This window comes from Kribbella sp. NPDC051620, from assembly GCF_044453825.1.
Lineage (GTDB): Bacteria > Actinomycetota > Actinomycetes > Propionibacteriales > Kribbellaceae > Kribbella.
In genome coordinates this window covers 410,079-425,215 of the sequence record NZ_JBITDB010000003.1, presented here as the reverse complement: position 1 = coordinate 425,215, position 15,137 = coordinate 410,079, and the positions used below count along the sequence as shown (strand labels likewise).

At 67.7% G+C, this 15,137-nt stretch carries 14 protein-coding genes; 9 read left to right on the top strand and 5 right to left on the bottom strand.

Translation table 11 applies throughout. The features are described 5' to 3' along the window. Positions 1-23: 23 nt before the first annotated feature. Positions 24-2,267: a DUF222 domain-containing protein gene (locus ACIA12_RS15050; RefSeq protein ID WP_396367543.1), complete on the top strand. Its 2,244-nt coding sequence runs from the start codon at positions 24-26 to the stop codon at positions 2,265-2,267. 359 nt (positions 2,268-2,626) lie between these two features. Here the strand turns inward: ACIA12_RS15050 and ACIA12_RS15045 are convergent, their stop codons facing one another. Then, entirely contained in the window at positions 2,627-3,256 is a 630-nt protein-coding gene (locus tag ACIA12_RS15045; protein ID WP_396367542.1) for an SRPBCC family protein, read from the bottom strand. A 201-nt stretch (positions 3,257-3,457) separates the two neighbouring features. On the opposite strand from ACIA12_RS15045, the gene ACIA12_RS15040 reads away from it, so the two are divergent. The 3 genes from ACIA12_RS15040 (at position 3,458) to ettA (ending at position 7,440) form a co-directional block, all read left to right on the top strand. Beyond that, the gene (locus tag ACIA12_RS15040) at positions 3,458-3,940 is read left to right on the top strand and encodes a single-stranded DNA-binding protein (RefSeq protein WP_396367541.1); all 483 of its coding nucleotides are present in this window, start codon (positions 3,458-3,460) and stop codon (positions 3,938-3,940) included. A gap of 211 nt (positions 3,941-4,151) precedes the next feature. Beyond that, complete coding sequence (locus ACIA12_RS15035; RefSeq protein WP_396367540.1) at positions 4,152-4,871, top strand: Type 1 glutamine amidotransferase-like domain-containing protein; 720 nt, start codon at positions 4,152-4,154, stop codon at positions 4,869-4,871. A gap of 886 nt (positions 4,872-5,757) precedes the next feature. Further along, positions 5,758-7,440, top strand: a complete 1,683-nt coding sequence (gene ettA / locus ACIA12_RS15030; RefSeq protein WP_396367539.1) for an energy-dependent translational throttle protein EttA — start codon at positions 5,758-5,760, stop codon at positions 7,438-7,440. Positions 7,441-7,558: 118 nt separating this feature from the next. Here ettA and ACIA12_RS15025 read toward each other — a convergent pair whose 3' ends face one another. Next, the gene (locus ACIA12_RS15025) at positions 7,559-8,008 is read right to left on the bottom strand and encodes a MarR family winged helix-turn-helix transcriptional regulator (RefSeq protein WP_396367538.1); all 450 of its coding nucleotides are present in this window, start codon (positions 8,006-8,008) and stop codon (positions 7,559-7,561) included. 106 nt (positions 8,009-8,114) lie between these two features. Here ACIA12_RS15025 and ACIA12_RS15020 point away from each other — a divergent pair, with 106 nt between their 5' ends. After that, positions 8,115-9,476, top strand: coding sequence for an FAD-dependent oxidoreductase (locus ACIA12_RS15020; protein WP_396367537.1), 1,362 nt, complete (start codon positions 8,115-8,117; stop codon positions 9,474-9,476). Here ACIA12_RS15020 and ACIA12_RS15015 read toward each other — a convergent pair. Both ACIA12_RS15015 and ACIA12_RS15010 read right to left on the bottom strand, forming a co-directional pair. Then, positions 9,457-10,122, bottom strand: coding sequence for an SGNH/GDSL hydrolase family protein (locus ACIA12_RS15015; RefSeq protein ID WP_396368290.1), 666 nt, complete (start codon positions 10,120-10,122; stop codon positions 9,457-9,459). The two genes, ACIA12_RS15020 and ACIA12_RS15015, sit on opposite strands and share 20 nt — an antisense overlap. After that, positions 10,119-10,577 carry a MarR family winged helix-turn-helix transcriptional regulator gene (locus tag ACIA12_RS15010; protein ID WP_396368289.1) on the bottom strand — a complete coding sequence of 153 codons (459 nt, stop codon included), beginning with the start codon at positions 10,575-10,577 and terminating at the stop codon, positions 10,119-10,121. The genes ACIA12_RS15015 and ACIA12_RS15010 overlap by 4 nt, the downstream gene beginning before the upstream one ends. A 140-nt stretch (positions 10,578-10,717) precedes the next feature. Between ACIA12_RS15010 and ACIA12_RS15005 the strand changes: the two genes are divergently transcribed. Continuing rightward, positions 10,718-11,272 carry a YceI family protein gene (locus ACIA12_RS15005; RefSeq protein WP_396367536.1) on the top strand — a complete coding sequence of 185 codons (555 nt, stop codon included), beginning with the start codon at positions 10,718-10,720 and terminating at the stop codon, positions 11,270-11,272. Positions 11,273-11,320: 48 nt separating this feature from the next. Here ACIA12_RS15005 and ACIA12_RS15000 read toward each other — a convergent pair whose 3' ends face one another. Further along, positions 11,321-11,923, bottom strand: coding sequence for a TetR/AcrR family transcriptional regulator (locus ACIA12_RS15000; protein ID WP_396367535.1), 603 nt, complete (start codon positions 11,921-11,923; stop codon positions 11,321-11,323). Between the two features lie 75 nt (positions 11,924-11,998). Here ACIA12_RS15000 and ACIA12_RS14995 point away from each other — a divergent pair, with 75 nt between their 5' ends. Genes ACIA12_RS14995 through ACIA12_RS14985 form a run of 3 tightly spaced genes read left to right on the top strand, consistent with a single transcriptional unit; the run spans position 11,999 to position 15,131 of the window. Then, complete coding sequence (locus ACIA12_RS14995) at positions 11,999-13,144, top strand: acyl-CoA dehydrogenase family protein (RefSeq protein ID WP_396367534.1); 1,146 nt, start codon at positions 11,999-12,001, stop codon at positions 13,142-13,144. Positions 13,145-13,155: 11 nt separating this feature from the next. Further along, on the top strand, positions 13,156-14,376 hold the full coding sequence (locus tag ACIA12_RS14990) for an acetyl-CoA C-acetyltransferase (protein ID WP_396367533.1): 1,221 nt from the start codon (positions 13,156-13,158) through the stop codon (positions 14,374-14,376). Next, a complete protein-coding gene (locus tag ACIA12_RS14985) occupies positions 14,376-15,131 on the top strand; it encodes an SDR family oxidoreductase (protein ID WP_396367532.1) in 756 nt (251 codons plus the stop codon). Before ACIA12_RS14990 ends, ACIA12_RS14985 begins: the two co-directional genes overlap by 1 nt. Positions 15,132-15,137 lie beyond the last annotated feature (6 nt).

Sequence of the window (15,137 nt, the reverse complement as noted above, 5' to 3'; positions counted from 1 at the left end):
GTAGTCGAACATATGCTCGATTCATGAGCAAGCGTTCGATTGGTCAGCCGGTGGACGGGCCTGTGCGCCCGCCACGTCGGCCTGCCGGACGTCCGCCACTGCTGAGCTTGTTGAGGTTCGACAAGGAGAACGATCCCGCGCAAGGACTGCCGTTATACGAGGCGGTGGTCTCCCAGGACAAATCCCACCTGACTGACGACGGCTGGCTGGATCGGCTGGACGCGATCGGTCGGCTCAAGTGCCGCCTGGCCGCCCTGGAAGCCGAGACCATCGCTGGGTTCGACGATTCCTTGCATGGCGTGTCGGCGGACCTGGGCCATCGGCACCCCGAACCAGGGGATCGGGCGGCGACAGCCGGCGAACGTCGCTGGATCGCCGGTGATCTGCGGTCGGTCTCGGATGAGATCGCCGGCATCATCGAGATGCGCCGAGGCTCTGCGACGACCCGGATCCACAGGTCCTGCGAACTGGTCCACAACTTCCCCGCGACCTTGGCGGCATTGTCCGAGGGGTTGCTGACGGAACGCGCGGCGTTCACGATCGTGGCCGAGTTGTCGGTGCTCGACGACCTCGGCGAGCTGCGCGCGGCCGAAGCGGCCATCTTGGACTGGGCCAGGACGCATCCGCTGGTGGACATCAAGCAGGAGTGTCAGCGCGAGGTGGCTCGCCGCTGTCCGGAGGCGATCGAGAAGGCCTACCAGGGTGCCCACGACAAGCGATCCGTGCAGATGTGCACCGATGATGTCGGCAGAGCCCATCTGATCCACGATCACGACGCCGTCGACGCCGCAGCAGTGATGACCAGCCTGTCCCGAGCCGCGATCTCCCGACGCCGCCAGGGCGACACCCGCACCCTCGACCAGCTCCGCAACGACATCGCCCTGAGCCGCCTCCTCCCACGCAGCAAGCGCCCCACCCCAGCCGCCGCCGCTTCCGAGCCACCCCCCACCCACAAGCCAGCCGACAACAACTCCACCACCGCAACAACAGCCGCCGACACGGGCATCCCCACAACGACCCCAGAGGACACTAACCCGGCTGGCGCCGCCCGAGCCCGCACTCCCGCAGCGACCCCAGAGGACACTCCCGCGGACGGCGCCGACACTGCGCACACTCCCGCAACGGCCACAGACGCAGAGGGGACTCACCCGGCTGGCGCCGCCGCAGCAAGCACACCGCCAGCGGCCACAGAGGACACTCACGCGGACGGCGCCGACACTGCGCGCACTCCCGCAACGGCCACAGAGGGCCGCCACCCAGACGACGCCGCCACTGCGCGCACTCGCGCAGCGACCGGAGAGGACGCCCACTCGGAGGGCGCCGCCACGGAGGAGCCCTCCGCAGCGAGCGCCGTCGATCCGGGACCCACCGGAGATTGCGGATCCTGGCCCGATCGCGACATGCCTGCTGATCGAGACGTGATGGACGAGACAGCAATCGGCGCCGACGCCACTGTCGTCATTCACGCGACCGGCGCCGAGATCCGCGCTCTGATCAACAGTGAGGTAGCCACCGGCGGTGAAGCCGATCACCACGGACCAATCCCGCAAAGCTCATTGCGCAAACACCTCCTCAGGGCCCTCGCGCAAACCCTCGTGCCCGACCGCCCCACCACCCCCAATCGCAGCAGCAACTCCGGCGCAGCAGCCCACCGCGCCCCCACCACGAACGCCGACCCCCGCACCGCCTGCGCCGACCCCCACATTGCGAATGCCGACCCCCGCACCGCGAATGCCGGCCCCCACATCGCGAATGCCGGCCCCCATGCCGCGAGCGCCGGCCCCCATGCCGCGAGCGCTGACCCCCGCACAACGAGCGCCGAACCCCGCACCACGGGCTCCGGGCGCCGGATGCCGAGCGCCGATCCTCGTATGCCGAACAATGACGCCGGTATGCCTCGTGCCGTGATTCCCAACCCCGGTTCACGCATCGAGCTTCAGATCACCGACGAACCGCCGCCCAGCAATCCCGATCGCTACACACCATCACCTGCACTGGACAGGTACGTCCGCCTGCGCGATCGCACCTGCCAATTCCCCGGCTGCAACCGCCCTGCGGAGTTCACCGACGTCGACCATCGAAGCGCCTTCGCCGCCGGCGGGCGCACTACGGCGGCCAACCTGGGCTGCCTGTGCCGTCACCACCACCGACTAAAGCACGAGGGCGGCTGGCACATCCGCCCCAACCCCGACGGCAGCTCCACCTGGATCAGCCCGATCGGCCGCAACTACCCCAACAACCGCGCCCAACCAATCGACGACCGATGACCACGACGTACGCGTCAAGGCACCGAGTGCTTGTCGCCGACTGTCGAGCTGCAGACTCTCGAGGTGCCGACTCTCGAGAGGGTCGCCTCTCGAGAGGGCCGACTGCTGAGGGGCCGACTGTCGAGGCGGCCGACTGTCGAGGGGCCAAGTGCTTGAACACGGTGCGAGCCGAGTGCTTGAACACGGTGCGAGCCGAGTGCTTGAACACGGTGCGAGCCGAGTGCTTGAACACGGTGCGAGCCGAGTGCTTGAACATGTGCGAGCCGAGTGCATGAACACGTTGCGACTCGGGATGGCCTGACCTAGGCCACCCCGTGCGTGTCAGCGCTCTGGTGTTGATCCGCATCCCGTAGTACGGGTCAGATGAAATCGTCCAGGGCAGATCCCGGGGCGAACTGGTTGACCGAGGCCTCGACCGCGGCGCGTAGTTCGTCCTCGGAGACCAGGCCGGACTCGCGGAGCGCCTTGGTCCAGGCGTGGATCGACGCCTTGTTGAACTCGATGACCTCGGGGGAGTTGGCCATCTCCTGTGGGTCGTGGTGCTCCTCCAGCTTGCCCTCGACGTACAGGGCGAGTCCGAGCAGGGCGCCATCCCAGCCTGGGCCCACGTAGAGCGCCCCGCTGGCGCCGCCGAAGTCAGCCGGCACCGAGTGGTCCATCTTGAGCTCGGTCGACTCGCCGTCCTGGCCGGCGTTCAGACTGATCTCGACCAGGCTGGCCGGTCCGCCGAAGTTGACCTTGAAACGCTGCGGTGGTTCGCATTCGAGGATCTCGCCGCCCGCGTTGCCCTCCAGCTGGAAGCTGCCGCCGACCTTCAGCTCACCGGTGATCGGCATCAGCCAGCGGCGGATCCGGTCAGGGTCGGTCAACGCGTCCCAGACCTCCTCGACCTCTGCCTGGTAGGTACGCCGGAGCACCACGCGGACCTCTTCGCCGGTCTGCTGGACCTGGCGCTGGATCGCGGTGATGTGCTCGAGGATGTCGATCACTGGTCTGCCCTCTCGGTCGGTCGTGCTGCTTGCTCTGTTGCCCTGCTTGTCCGTGGTCGCACCAGAGTGCCGGGCTGCGCTTATATAAGTCAAGCCTGAAATAGAGTTTTCCCCAGGCTGGAAAGTCGTATCCGGAATCGGGCCGGAGGCTGGCACCTTCTCTGGTGACAGCACAGATGCGACCCGAGGAAGGCAGAGGACATGAGCATCAGCGAGACCTACGTGGCAGTGCAGGGGTGGATCGGCAGCGACCTCCGGTACCGGGAGGTGTCCGAGGGGGTGCCGGTGGTGTCGTTCCGGCTGGCGACCACGCCCCGCCAGTTCGACCGAGCCTCCGGCGGCTGGATCGACCGCCCGACGAACTGGTTCACCGTCGAGTGCTGGCGCGCGCTCGCGACGAACGTCAAGCAGTCGATGGAGCGCGGCCATCCGGTCGTGGTGACCGGCCGCTTCCGTACCAACGAGTGGCGGGACGAGGAGGGCACGCCCAGATCCCAACTGATCCTCGAAGCCTTCGGCGTCGGCCATGATCTCTCCCGAGGCACGGCTACCTTCACCAAAACCCCACCGCGCCCTCAACTCCAGGAACTCCCACCCCTCGACCGGGACCTCCCATCCCGACTCGACACGACCCCACTCGACCCGGCCACACCCGACCAGAACTCCGAGTCCCAAGCCGCCTAGCGTCTGGCACTCGAACCTGTGTGTCCGCTCGCATGCCCGTGACCTGACACCCGAAATGACTGCCAGCCAAACGAAAAGGGGTGGCCGCGACCTGTCGGAGCGGGTTGGGTGTAGCCGGTCACCTGTTCATCTGTCCGCGGGCATGATCTGGCGACGGTGCGCTCGGCGGGACGATCGTTCGTCATCACCCCAGAACCTGAAGGGAATCTCGATGGTTGATTCGCAGATCCTGGCGATGGGCGGTGGCGGCTTCTCGATGGAGCCGGACAACCCGTTGCTCGATGACTACCTGCTCTCGCTGGCTCCGGCCGGCCGCACACCACGGGTCTGCTTCGTGCCGACGGCCAGCGGCGACTCCGAGGGCTACAGCGAAAAGTTTCTCGCCGCCTTCGGTCCGGAGCGCGCCGAGGCGACGGTGCTCTCGCTCTTCAACCGCACCGTCGCTGACCTCGACGAGTTCGTCCTGGAGCAGGACATCATCTACGTCGGCGGCGGAAACACCGCCAACCTTCTCGCGGTCTGGCGCGTACACGGCCTCGACACTGCACTCGCGAAGGCCTACCGAGAAGGCGTGATCCTGGCCGGGATCAGCGCCGGCATGAACTGCTGGTTCGAAGCCTCGGTCACCGACTCGTTCGACACCAACAGTCTGGCCCCACTACCCGACGGCCTCGGCCTGCTCCCCGGCAGCGCCTGCCCCCACTACGACGGCGAGGCCCTCCGCCGCGGCACCTACCTCGACCTGGTCCAAAACGACTTCCCCGCCGGCTACGCAGCCGAGGACGGCGCAGCCCTCCACTTCACCAACGGCAACCTGACCACCGTCGTCTCATCCCGCCCCCAAGCCACCGCCTACAAAATCACCCCCGGCCCCACCCACCCATCCGAACACCCCCTCCCCACCAAATACCTAGGCACCACCCCTGCGTAATCCGAGCACCCCCACCTGCCGACAACCCCACATCCTGCGGAGCACGACCGACAGGGCTCCTCGCCCGACGACAGCAAGCATTTCGGCGACGCCAACCCCCACCCACCCGAACCAGCCACCCGCGGCCAGCCACATGCACCCGTGGCAAGCCACCTGCACCCGCCTCCCGTACCCGCGGCCGGCCGCCTGCACCCGTGGCTAGCCACCTGCGCCTGCCACCCGTACCCGCGGCCGGCCGCCTGCACCCGTGGCTAGCCACCTGCGCCTGCCACCCGCACCCGCAGCCAGCGGCATGCACCCGTGGCTAGTCGCCTGAACCCGCGGCCAGCCACCTGCACCCGCCTTCCGTACCCGCGGCCGGCGGCCTGCACCCGTGGTTAGCCACCTGCGCCTGCCACCCGCACCCGCGGCCAGCGGCATGCACCCGTGGCTAGTCGCCTGAACCCGCGGCCAGCCACCTGCACCCGTGGCTAGCCACCTGCACCTGCCTCCTGCACACGTGGCGAGCGGCGTGCAGCCGCGGCTAGCCACCTGCACCTGCCACCCGCACCCGCGACCGGCCGCGTGCACTCGTGGCTAGCCGCCTGCACCTGCCTCCTGCACACGTGGCGAGCGGCGTGCACCCGCGGCTAGCCACCTGCACCTGCCTCCCGTACCCGCGGCCAGCGGAGTGCACCCGTGGCTAGCCGCCTGCACCCGCGGCCAGCCATCGGCAGCCGCCACGCGCTTGGGGTCGGGGCTGCGGTGGGGCTTTGTGGGCGTGGGGTCTTGGGGTTGGGGTGTGGGTTGGGCTTGGGGTGGGTTGGTGGAGGGGTTACTCGGGTGGGGGTGCGGTGGGTGGTGCCGGATTGGGGCGGGTGGGGGGTGGGGACATAGGCTCTGGGGTATGGCGGAATTCATCTACACCCTTCGCAATGTCCGGAAGGCGCATGGGGACAAGGTCGTTCTCGACGACGTCACCCTGAACTTTCTGACCGGCGCGAAGATCGGCGTGGTCGGGCCGAACGGTACCGGCAAGTCCTCGTTGTTCAAGATCATGGCGGGGCTGGACCAGCCCAACAACGGTGAGGGGCGGCTGGCCGAGGGCGCGACGGTGGGGATCCTGTTGCAGGAGCCGCCGTTGACCGAGGGCAAGACGGTGCTGGAGAACGTCGAGGAGGGGGTCGGCGACACCAAGAAGAAGCTCGACCGCTTCAACGAGATCTCCGCCGAGCTGGCCGATCCGGACGCCGACTACGACACCCTGCTCACCGAGATGGGCGACCTGCAGACCGAGCTCGACCACCGCAACGCATGGGACGTCGACGCGCAGCTCGAGCAGGCGATGGACGCGCTGCGCTGTCCACCGCCGGATGCACTGGTCGACAACCTGTCCGGTGGTGAACGCCGCCGGGTCGCGTTGTGCAAGCTGCTGCTGCAGGCACCCGACCTGCTGCTGCTCGACGAGCCCACCAACCACCTGGACGCCGAGTCGGTGCTGTGGCTCGAGCAGCACCTGCAGAAGTACGCGGGCGCCGTCCTGGCGATCACCCACGACCGGTACTTCCTGGACAACGTGGCCGAGTGGATCCTGGAGCTCGACCGCGGCAAGACCTACGGGTACGAGGGCAACTACTCGAAGTACCTGGAGACCAAGCAGCAGCGGCTGGTCGTCGAGGGGCAGAAGGACGCGAAGCGGGCGAAGATCCTGGAGCGCGAGCTCGAGTGGGTCCGGTCGAACGCGAAGGCCCGGCAGACCAAGAGCAAGTCCCGGCTCGCCCGGTACGAGGAGCTCGCGGCCGAGGCGGAGCGCTCCAAGCCGCGCGACATCGACGAGATCAACATCCCGGCGGGCCCCCGACTGGGCAGCACGGTGCTGGAGGCCGACAAGCTGACCAAGGGGTTCGGCGACCGCGTCCTGATCAACGGGCTGAGCTTCTCGCTGCCGCGGGCCGGCATCGTCGGTGTCGTCGGCCCGAACGGTGTCGGCAAGTCGACGCTGTTCCGGATGATCGTCGGCGAGGAGACGCCCGACAACGGCACCCTGAAGCTCGGTGAGACGGTCCGGATCTCGTACGTCGACCAGTCCCGCGGCGGCCTGGATCCGAAGAAGACGGTCTGGCAGATGGTCTCCGACGAGCTCGACTACATCAAGGTCGCGAACTTCGAGATGCCGAGCCGCGCGTACGTCGCGTCGTTCGGGTTCAAGGGCCCGGACCAGCAGAAACCGACCGGCGTACTGTCCGGCGGTGAGCGGAACCGGCTGAACCTCGCGCTGACGCTGAAGATGGGCGGCAACCTGCTGCTGCTCGACGAACCGACCAACGACCTGGACGTCGAGACGCTGCAGTCACTCGAGGACGCGCTGCTCGAGTTCCCGGGCTGTGCCGTGGTGATCTCCCACGACCGGTGGTTCCTCGACCGCGTCGCGACCCACATCCTGGCCTGGGAAGGTACCGACCAGGACCCGTCGAAGTGGTTCTGGTTCGAGGGCAACTTCGCGGCCTACGAGGCGAACAAGATCGAGCGTCTCGGCGCCGAAGCGGCCCGCCCGCACCGCGTCACCTACCGCAAGCTCACCCGCGACTGAGCTAGCCACCAAGCACCCGAGCCCCGCCAGGAATCCCCTGGCGGGGCTCAACTGCGTCCGGGCGGGGCGGTGACGCGTACTACGCGGAGGCGGCCGGCGGGCGTTGTTGCCGGGTGGATCAGGCGTCTGCGCCGGGCTGGGCGTTGTCGATCGCATCGGCCAGGAAGGTGGAGATCACTCGCAGCTCATCGTCGGAGCGGGTGGCGAGGACGGACTGCATGCGGCGGCCCTGTTCGGCGTACAGAGGGGCCAGTTTTTCCTGGATCGCCTCGAAGGACGGGGTGACCAGGACTTTGCGGCGGTCGTTGGGGTCGGGCTCGCGGGTGATCAGGCCGATGGATTCCAGGCGGTCGATGACGCCGGTGACGGTGCCTGAGGTGAGGCCTGTGTGTTCGGACAGTTGCCGCGGGGTCAGCGGGCCGTGCGACTGCAGCAGGGTCATGAACTGGGAGTCGCTGCCGCCCAGGCCGACCTTGGCCGAGACGGCGTGGTTGAAGAGGATCACGTCCGCGATGAAGTGGATCATCCGCTCCTGCAGTTCGGCGGCCAGCTCTTCCCGGGTACTCATCACAGACCTCCACCGACGACGGGCTTGCGTTTATCTCGGATCTCCAAGATACTCGGAATGCCGAGATACTTGTAGATCCGAGACAATCGTAGTGGAGGAGTGACCGATGAAGGTGTTGGTGATCGGTGGCGGGACCGGCGGCCTGGCGCTCGCCCACGGGTTGAAGCGGGCCGGTATCGAGGTGCGCGTGTTCGAGCGGGACGTACTGCGGACCGACGGACTGCACGGCTACCGGGTCGGCATCGATCCCGACGGCAGCCGGGCGCTCAGCGCATTGCTGCCCAAGGACCTGTACGACACGTTCGTCGCGACGAAGGCCCGCGACCCGAAGTACTTCAACATGATCACCGAGGACCTCAAGGAGGTGCTCTCGATGGAGATCCCGCCGGCGGCCGACCCGGTCGAGAGTGAGAAGTCGATCAGCCGGATGACGATGCGGCAGGTGCTGCTGACCGGGCTGGACGACGTGGTCGAGTTCGGCAAGGAGTTCGTTCGGTTCGAGCAGCGGGACGACAGCGTGACGGCGTACTTCGCCGACGGGTCCCAGGAGACCGGCGATCTGCTGGTGGCTGCGGACGGTTCGGGTTCCCGGGTACGCCGGCAGTACCTGCCGCAGGCGAAGACCGAGGAGACCGGGATCGTCGCCATCGCAGGCAAGCTGCCGATCACCGAGGAGAGCGCGAAACTCGTGTCCCCGAAGGTGTTCGAGGGCATCACGATCGTCCAGGCGCCGCGGGGATTCGCCTGCATCCTGCACGTGATGGAGTTCCAGTGGGACCGCGACGGCAAGGTCAAGGACGGCATCGGCGGCAACACCGAGCAGCTGATCCGGCAATGGCCCGGGCTGCAGTTCGACAACACCCGCGACTACATGAACTGGGGTTTGTCGGCGACCGCGGACAAGCTGCCGGCGAACGTGATGGATCTGCGGGGCGAGGAGTTGATCAAGGTCGCGCTGGATGCGACGCCCGGCTGGCACCTGAATCTGCGCCGCCTGTTCGAGCTCACCGATCCAGGCACCTGCTTCCCGGTGAACATCTGGACCTCGGTGCCGCTGGACCCCTGGCCGACGACCAACGTGACGCTGCTGGGTGACGCGATCCACACGATGACGCCGGGCCGCGGGGTCGGGGCGAACACGGCGCTTCGCGATGCGCTGCAGCTGTGCAAGAAGCTGATCGAGGTCAGGGACGGGCGCAGCGAGCTGATCGCGGCGGTCGGCGAGTACGAGAAGGCGATGATCGAGTACGGCTTCGATGCTGTCCTGAAGTCACGGGCTCAGATGAGTGCGAGCGACCCCGTGCACAAGCCGGTCGTCGGGCGTGTGGTGTTGGCAGGCATGCGTACTGCGATGCGCGCCGTCAACCACCTGCCACCGGTGAAGCGCCGGATGCGCGACTCGATGCTCGCCTACCGGGGCGCCGACCGCGACGAGGCCGCCTTCGAGATCACGCCCGCGGTGAGGTGACCGCGGTGATCCAAGCGTCGGCGAGGACCCGCTGGCCGGCGTACGTGGGATGGATGCCGTCCCAGATCCAGTGCTCGGCGGGTGCGCGGAGTACGGCGGCGTCGAACGCAGCCTGGTTGGGCACGAAGGTCGCGTCGAAGGTGTTCGCCAGGTCTCGGACGATGGTGGCTCGCAAAGCAACGGCAGCGGCCCAGTCGGCGCGGAGCTCGGGAGCCGGGCTCGTCGGCAGGTAGAAGGGCTCGCCCAGGACCAGCAGCACGTTCGGCAGCGCAGTACGGGTGCGGTCGAGCAGCAACCGGTACTCCGCTGCGAAGGCCGAACCGTCGGCGTCACCCGACTCCCCGCTCAACACCGCGTCGACGTCGTTGACCCCGACCAGGATGCTGAGCACGTCCGGGCGCAGGTCGATCGCGTCCGCGTGCCAGCGGGCGGCGAGGTCGGCGACTGTGTCTCCGCTCACACCTCGGTTGACGAATCGCCAGTCGCGCTCGGGCAGGGCGGCGGCCGCTGCCGAGGCGATCAGGAACGGGTACGAGTGACCGAGGATGTGATTGGGGTCCTCGGTGGGGCCGCGGCCGCCGTGGGTGATCGAGTCGCCCTGGAAGACGACCCGAGCGCCCGTGGGGAAGCCGAGATCAGCGCTCAGCGCTGGCCGATGTGTTCGGAGACGGCATCGAAGACGCGGCCGAGAGCGGCGAAGTCCTCGGGGGAGACCAGGTCGACGAGGTTCTCCCGGACGCCGTCCACGTGGTACGGCGCGGCGTGCTCCAGGAGCGAGAGGCCGGCGTCGGTGAGCTCCGCCCACACGCCGCGCTTGTCGCTCTTGCACGAGGTGCGGCGGACCAGTTCGGCTGCCTCCAGGCGGCCGACCGTGTGGGTCAGGCGGGATCGGCTCTGGTGCAGCCGGTCGGCCAGCTCGGCCATCCGGAGGCGGCGCTCGGGCGCCTCGGAGAGCCGGACCAGAATCTCGTAGTCGTTGATGCCCAGGCCGAACTGTCGGAGATCGTCGTCGAGTTTGGCCATCAGGCGTGCAGTGCCCAGCAGGTAGGCGCGCCACGCCACCTGCTGCTCGGAGTCCAGCCACCGGGTCCCAGTCGTCATCGTCACTCCGACAGTGTACCGGGAATGTAGTTGACTTTTAAATAGTTCATCTCTATTGTCGACGTCGTTGGTTGAAGTTTTAACGAACCTCGACGGCGACGCCCCCTACAGCTCTCCCGGTTTTCGAAAGGACCTCACACATGAGCACCGCCACCACCACGATTCCCGGCCTGGTATCCGGAACCTATGCGCTCGACGTCGCGCACACCGAGATCGGCTTCACCGTCCGGCACCTGATGACCAAGGTCCGCGGCGTGTTCAAGGAGTTCAGTGGCGAGATCGTCGTCAAGGACTCGCTCGAGGAGTCGACCGCCAACGTGTCGGTCGAGCTGGCCTCCGTGCACACCCGGAGCGAGCAGCGCGACGGCCACCTGCGCTCGGGTGACTTCTTCGACGCCGAGAACAGCCCGAAGATGACGTTCGTCAGCACCGGCATCAAGCCCGAGGGCGACGACTACATCCTGGCCGGCGAGCTGACCATCAAGGACGTCACCAAGCCGATCGAGTTCGCGGTCGAGTTCCTCGGCGTGGAGCAGAACGCCTACGGCCAGACCATCATCGGCTTCGAGGGCTCGACCTCGATCAGCCGCAAGGACTGGGGCATCGACTTCAACGTCCCGCTGGAGGGCGGCAAGCTCCTCATCGGCGACAAGGTCGACATCCACCTCGACGTCCAGGCTGCACTCCAGGCCTGACCTGTACTACGGAACGCCCCGCACCTCCCTTGAGGTCGCGGGGCGTTGCTATGCCTGGACCATTCGTAGTGCGAGGTCGGCGTACGTTGCGCCCAGGGCTTCTGGGGAGGCTCGGCGGGTGGGGTCGTACCAGCGGGCTACGTCGATTGACAGCGACAGGACGGCGAGGGTGGTGCCGGGGAGGTCGGGGACTGTGAAGGTGCCGTCGCTTACGCCGTCGGTGAGGACTTTTTCGATCAGGGTGGAAATTGATCGGCGGATGGCGGCCACCTCGGTGAAGTGTTCGGGGGAGAGGGCTGCCAGTTCGTACTGGACGACGCGGGCGATCGTGTGGTGTTCGGCGTGCCAGGCGGTGAAGGCGGCGACCATGGCGCGCAGCCGGTCGGCGGGGGTGTCGGCCGTGTTGGCCGCGGTCAGGATCTCCAGCGCCGCGCGGTGACCGTACAGGCTGATCTCGAAGAGCAGGCGTTCCTTCGAGGGGTAGTGCACGTAGAGCGCCGCGGGGGACATGCCGGCACGCGAGGCGATGTCGCGCGTGGTGGTGGCCTGGAAGCCGCGCTCGGCGAAGGCTTCGATGGCGCCGGTGAGGAGCCGGCGGGCGGCGGCGGGCTGGACATGCTCCCAGACGAGGGGGCTGGTGACTGCGGACACGTTGACACCATGCCCTAAGTTCGCGAAGCTAAGCAAGCGCTTAGCCATCAGTCTTACGTCTCGGGAGGCCCCACGATGGAACGGATCATCTTCAACGAGGACCACCACGCCTTCCGGGCCAGCGCCAAGGAGTACTGCGACCGCTCGCTGGTGCCGCGGATGGAGCAGTTCCTCGAGGAGAAGACGATCGAGCGGGCCGCCTGGCTCGAGGCCGGCAAGCAGGGCTTCCTCGGCCTCGACGTACCGGAGGAGTACGGCGGTTCGAGCGTCGGCGACTACCGGTTCAACCAGGTGTTCGCCGAGGAGGTCTCCAAGGTCTCCGCCTCGCTGTCGAGCTGTTTCGGCATCCACTACGACTGCGCCGCGCCATACTTCGTGGACCTCGGCACCGAGGAACAGAAGCAGCGCTGGCTGCCGAAGTTCTGCTCGGGTGAGTACGTCGCCGCGATCGGGATGACCGAGCCGTCCGGTGGCTCCGACCTGGCCGCGCTGAAGACGACCGCGAAGAAGGCCGACGGCGGCTGGGTGCTGAACGGGTCGAAGACCTTCATCACCAACGGCGACATGGCCGACCTCGTCATCGTCGCCGCCCGGACCACCCCCGAGAAGGGCGCGAAGGGCATCACCCTCTTCGTGGTCGAGGAGGGCATGACCGGCTTCGCCCGCGGCCGCAAGCTGGACAAGGTCGGGCAGACCGAGTCCGGCACGTCGGAGCTGTTCTTCGAGGACCTCTTCATCCCTGACGAGAACGTGCTGGGCCAGCTCGACCGCGGTTTCATCCACATGATGGAGCGGCTGGCCCAGGAGCGGATCGGCGCCGCCGTGTGCAACATCGCGCACGCGACTCAGATCCTGGACGAGACGATCGAGTACGTGAAGCAGCGCAAGGCGTTCGGTCAGGCGGTCGGCTCGTTCCAGTACAACAAGTTCCTGATTGCCGAGCTGGTCACCAAGGCCGAGGTGACCCAGGCCTACGTCGACAACGCGGTCGTCGCGCACGACCAGGACCGCCTCTCCGCTGTGGACGCCGCCAAGGCGAAGTGGTGGAGTGCACAGGTACAGAACGAGATCCTCGACGCCTGTGTCCAGCTGCACGGCGGCTACGGCTACATGAACGAGTACCGGGTCGCCCGGGCCTGGCGGGACGCCCGCGTCACCAAGATCTGGGCCGGCTCGAACGAGATCATGAAGGAACTCATCGGCCGCGATCTGGGCCTCTGAAAGGAATCGGTATGCCTGAAGCAGTCATCGTCTCCACCGCGCGGTCGCCGATCGGCCGGGCCAACAAGGGGTCGCTGACCTCGATCCGGCCGGACGAGCTGGCCGTCCAGATGATCAAGGCGGCCGTCGACAAGGCCGGCCTGACCGGGGACCAGATCGAGGACCTGATGCTCGGCTGCGCCGAGCCGCACGACGAGCACGGCGGCAACATGGCCCGCCGGGTCGCCGTCCAGCTGGGCTGGGACAACACGCCCGCGACGACGATCAACCGGTTCTGCGCGTCCTCGACGCAGACCGCGCGGATGGCCTTTCACGCGATCAAGTCCGGTGAGGGCGACATCTTCGTCAGCGCCGGCGTCGAGTGCGTCTCGCGGTACAAGAACTTCGGGTCGGCCGGGGTCGGCGACCCGAGCTCGTTCAACCAGGTCTTCGCCGACGCGGTCCAGCGCACCGAGAAGTACGCGGAGACCAACGAGACCTGGCACGACCCACGCGAGGACGGGCTGATCCCGGACGTCTACATCTCGATGGGCCAGACCGCCGAGAACGTCGCAACGCTGAAGGGCATCAGCCGGGCGGACCAGGACGCATTCGGCGTACGGTCGCAGAACCTGGCCGAGAAGGCGATCAACAACGGGTTCTTCGAGCGCGAGATCGTCCCCGTCACGCTGCCCGACGGTACGGTCGTCAGCGCCGACGACGGTCCGCGGGCCGGTACGACGCTGGAGAAGGTCAGCCAGCTCAAGCCGGTGTTCCGCCCGGACGGTACGGTCACCGCCGGCAACTGCTGCCCGCTGAACGACGGCGCCGCGGCCGTCGTGATCATGAGCGACACCAAGGCACGCGAGCTCGGCCTGACCCCGCTGGCCCGGATCGTCTCCACCGGCGTGAGCGGCCTGTCGCCGGAGATCATGGGCCTCGGCCCGGTCGACGCGACCAAGCAGGCGCTGGCCCGGGCCGGGATGAGCATCGGCGACATCGACCTGGTCGAGATCAACGAGGCGTTCGCCGTCCAGGTGATCGGCTCGGCGCGTGAGCTCGGCATCGACGAGGACCGGCTGAACGTGCACGGCGGCGCGATCGCGCTCGGCCACCCGTTCGGCTCGACCGGCGCGCGGATCATGACCACGCTGGTCAACGGTCTGCAGTTCGAGGACAAGCAGTTCGGCCTGGAGACGATGTGCGTCGGCGGCGGGCAGGGCATGGCCGTGATCCTGGAGCGCCTGAGCTGATGAGCCTCAAGGGCAAGACGGCGATCGTCACCGGCGCCTCCCGGGGGATCGGGCTGGCGATCGCCAAACGGCTGGTGGCCGATGGCGCGCATGTGGTCATCACGGGTCGCAAGCAGGATGCCCTGGACGAGGCGATCGCCGGCCTGGGTGGTCGCGACAATGCGATGGCCGTCGCGGGCAACGCCGCCGATCCGGCTCACCGTGCGAGCGTGGTGGCCGCGGCGGTAGCGACGTACGGGTCGGTTGATCTGCTGGTGAACAACACCGGCATCAACCCGATCTACGGCTCGCTGCTGGACGTCGACAGCGCAGTGGCGGCCAAGATGGTCGACACGAACGTGCTGGCGACCATCGCCTGGGTCAAGGCCTGCAGCGATGCCTGGATGCGGGCCCACGGCGGCTCGGTCGTCAACCTGTCGTCTGTGGCCGGCCTGTCGCCGTCGCCCGGCATCGGCTGGTACGGCGCCACGAAGGCGATGCTGTCGCGCGTGACGGCAGAGCTGGCGGTGGAACTCGCCCCGGCGATCCGGGTCAACGCGGTTGCCCCGGCGGTGGTGAAGACCCGATTCGCCGGCGCCCTCTACGAAGGCCGCGAGGAGAAGGTCGCCGCGGCGTACCCGATGAAGCGCCTGGGCACCCCCGAGGACGTCGCGTCCCTGGTCTGGTTCCTGCTCTCCGACGAAGCCTCCTGGATCACCGGCCAGACCATCACCATCGACGGCGGCCTGACCCTCAACGGCGGCATCACCGGCTGACCTCAG

Excerpts from the sequence above, each read along its gene's own strand:
- ACIA12_RS15025 (WP_396367538.1), bottom strand. The coding sequence starts at position 8,008 with ATGAGTACCCGGGAAGAGCTGGCCGCCGAACTGCAGGAGCGGATGATC.
- ACIA12_RS15005 (WP_396367536.1), top strand. The coding sequence starts at position 10,718 with ATGAGCACCGCCACCACCACGATTCCCGGCCTGGTATCCGGAACCTAT.
- ACIA12_RS14995 (WP_396367534.1), top strand. The coding sequence starts at position 11,999 with ATGGAACGGATCATCTTCAACGAGGACCACCACGCCTTCCGGGCCAGC.
- ACIA12_RS15050 (WP_396367543.1), top strand. The coding sequence starts at position 24 with ATGAGCAAGCGTTCGATTGGTCAGCCGGTGGACGGGCCTGTGCGCCCG.
- ACIA12_RS15035 (WP_396367540.1), top strand. The coding sequence starts at position 4,152 with ATGGTTGATTCGCAGATCCTGGCGATGGGCGGTGGCGGCTTCTCGATG.
- ettA (WP_396367539.1), top strand. The coding sequence starts at position 5,758 with ATGGCGGAATTCATCTACACCCTTCGCAATGTCCGGAAGGCGCATGGG.
- ACIA12_RS15040 (WP_396367541.1), top strand. The coding sequence starts at position 3,458 with ATGAGCATCAGCGAGACCTACGTGGCAGTGCAGGGGTGGATCGGCAGC.
- ACIA12_RS14985 (WP_396367532.1), top strand. The coding sequence starts at position 14,376 with ATGAGCCTCAAGGGCAAGACGGCGATCGTCACCGGCGCCTCCCGGGGG.
- ACIA12_RS14990 (WP_396367533.1), top strand. The coding sequence starts at position 13,156 with ATGCCTGAAGCAGTCATCGTCTCCACCGCGCGGTCGCCGATCGGCCGG.
- ACIA12_RS15010 (WP_396368289.1), bottom strand. The coding sequence starts at position 10,577 with ATGACGACTGGGACCCGGTGGCTGGACTCCGAGCAGCAGGTGGCGTGG.
- ACIA12_RS15020 (WP_396367537.1), top strand. The coding sequence starts at position 8,115 with ATGAAGGTGTTGGTGATCGGTGGCGGGACCGGCGGCCTGGCGCTCGCC.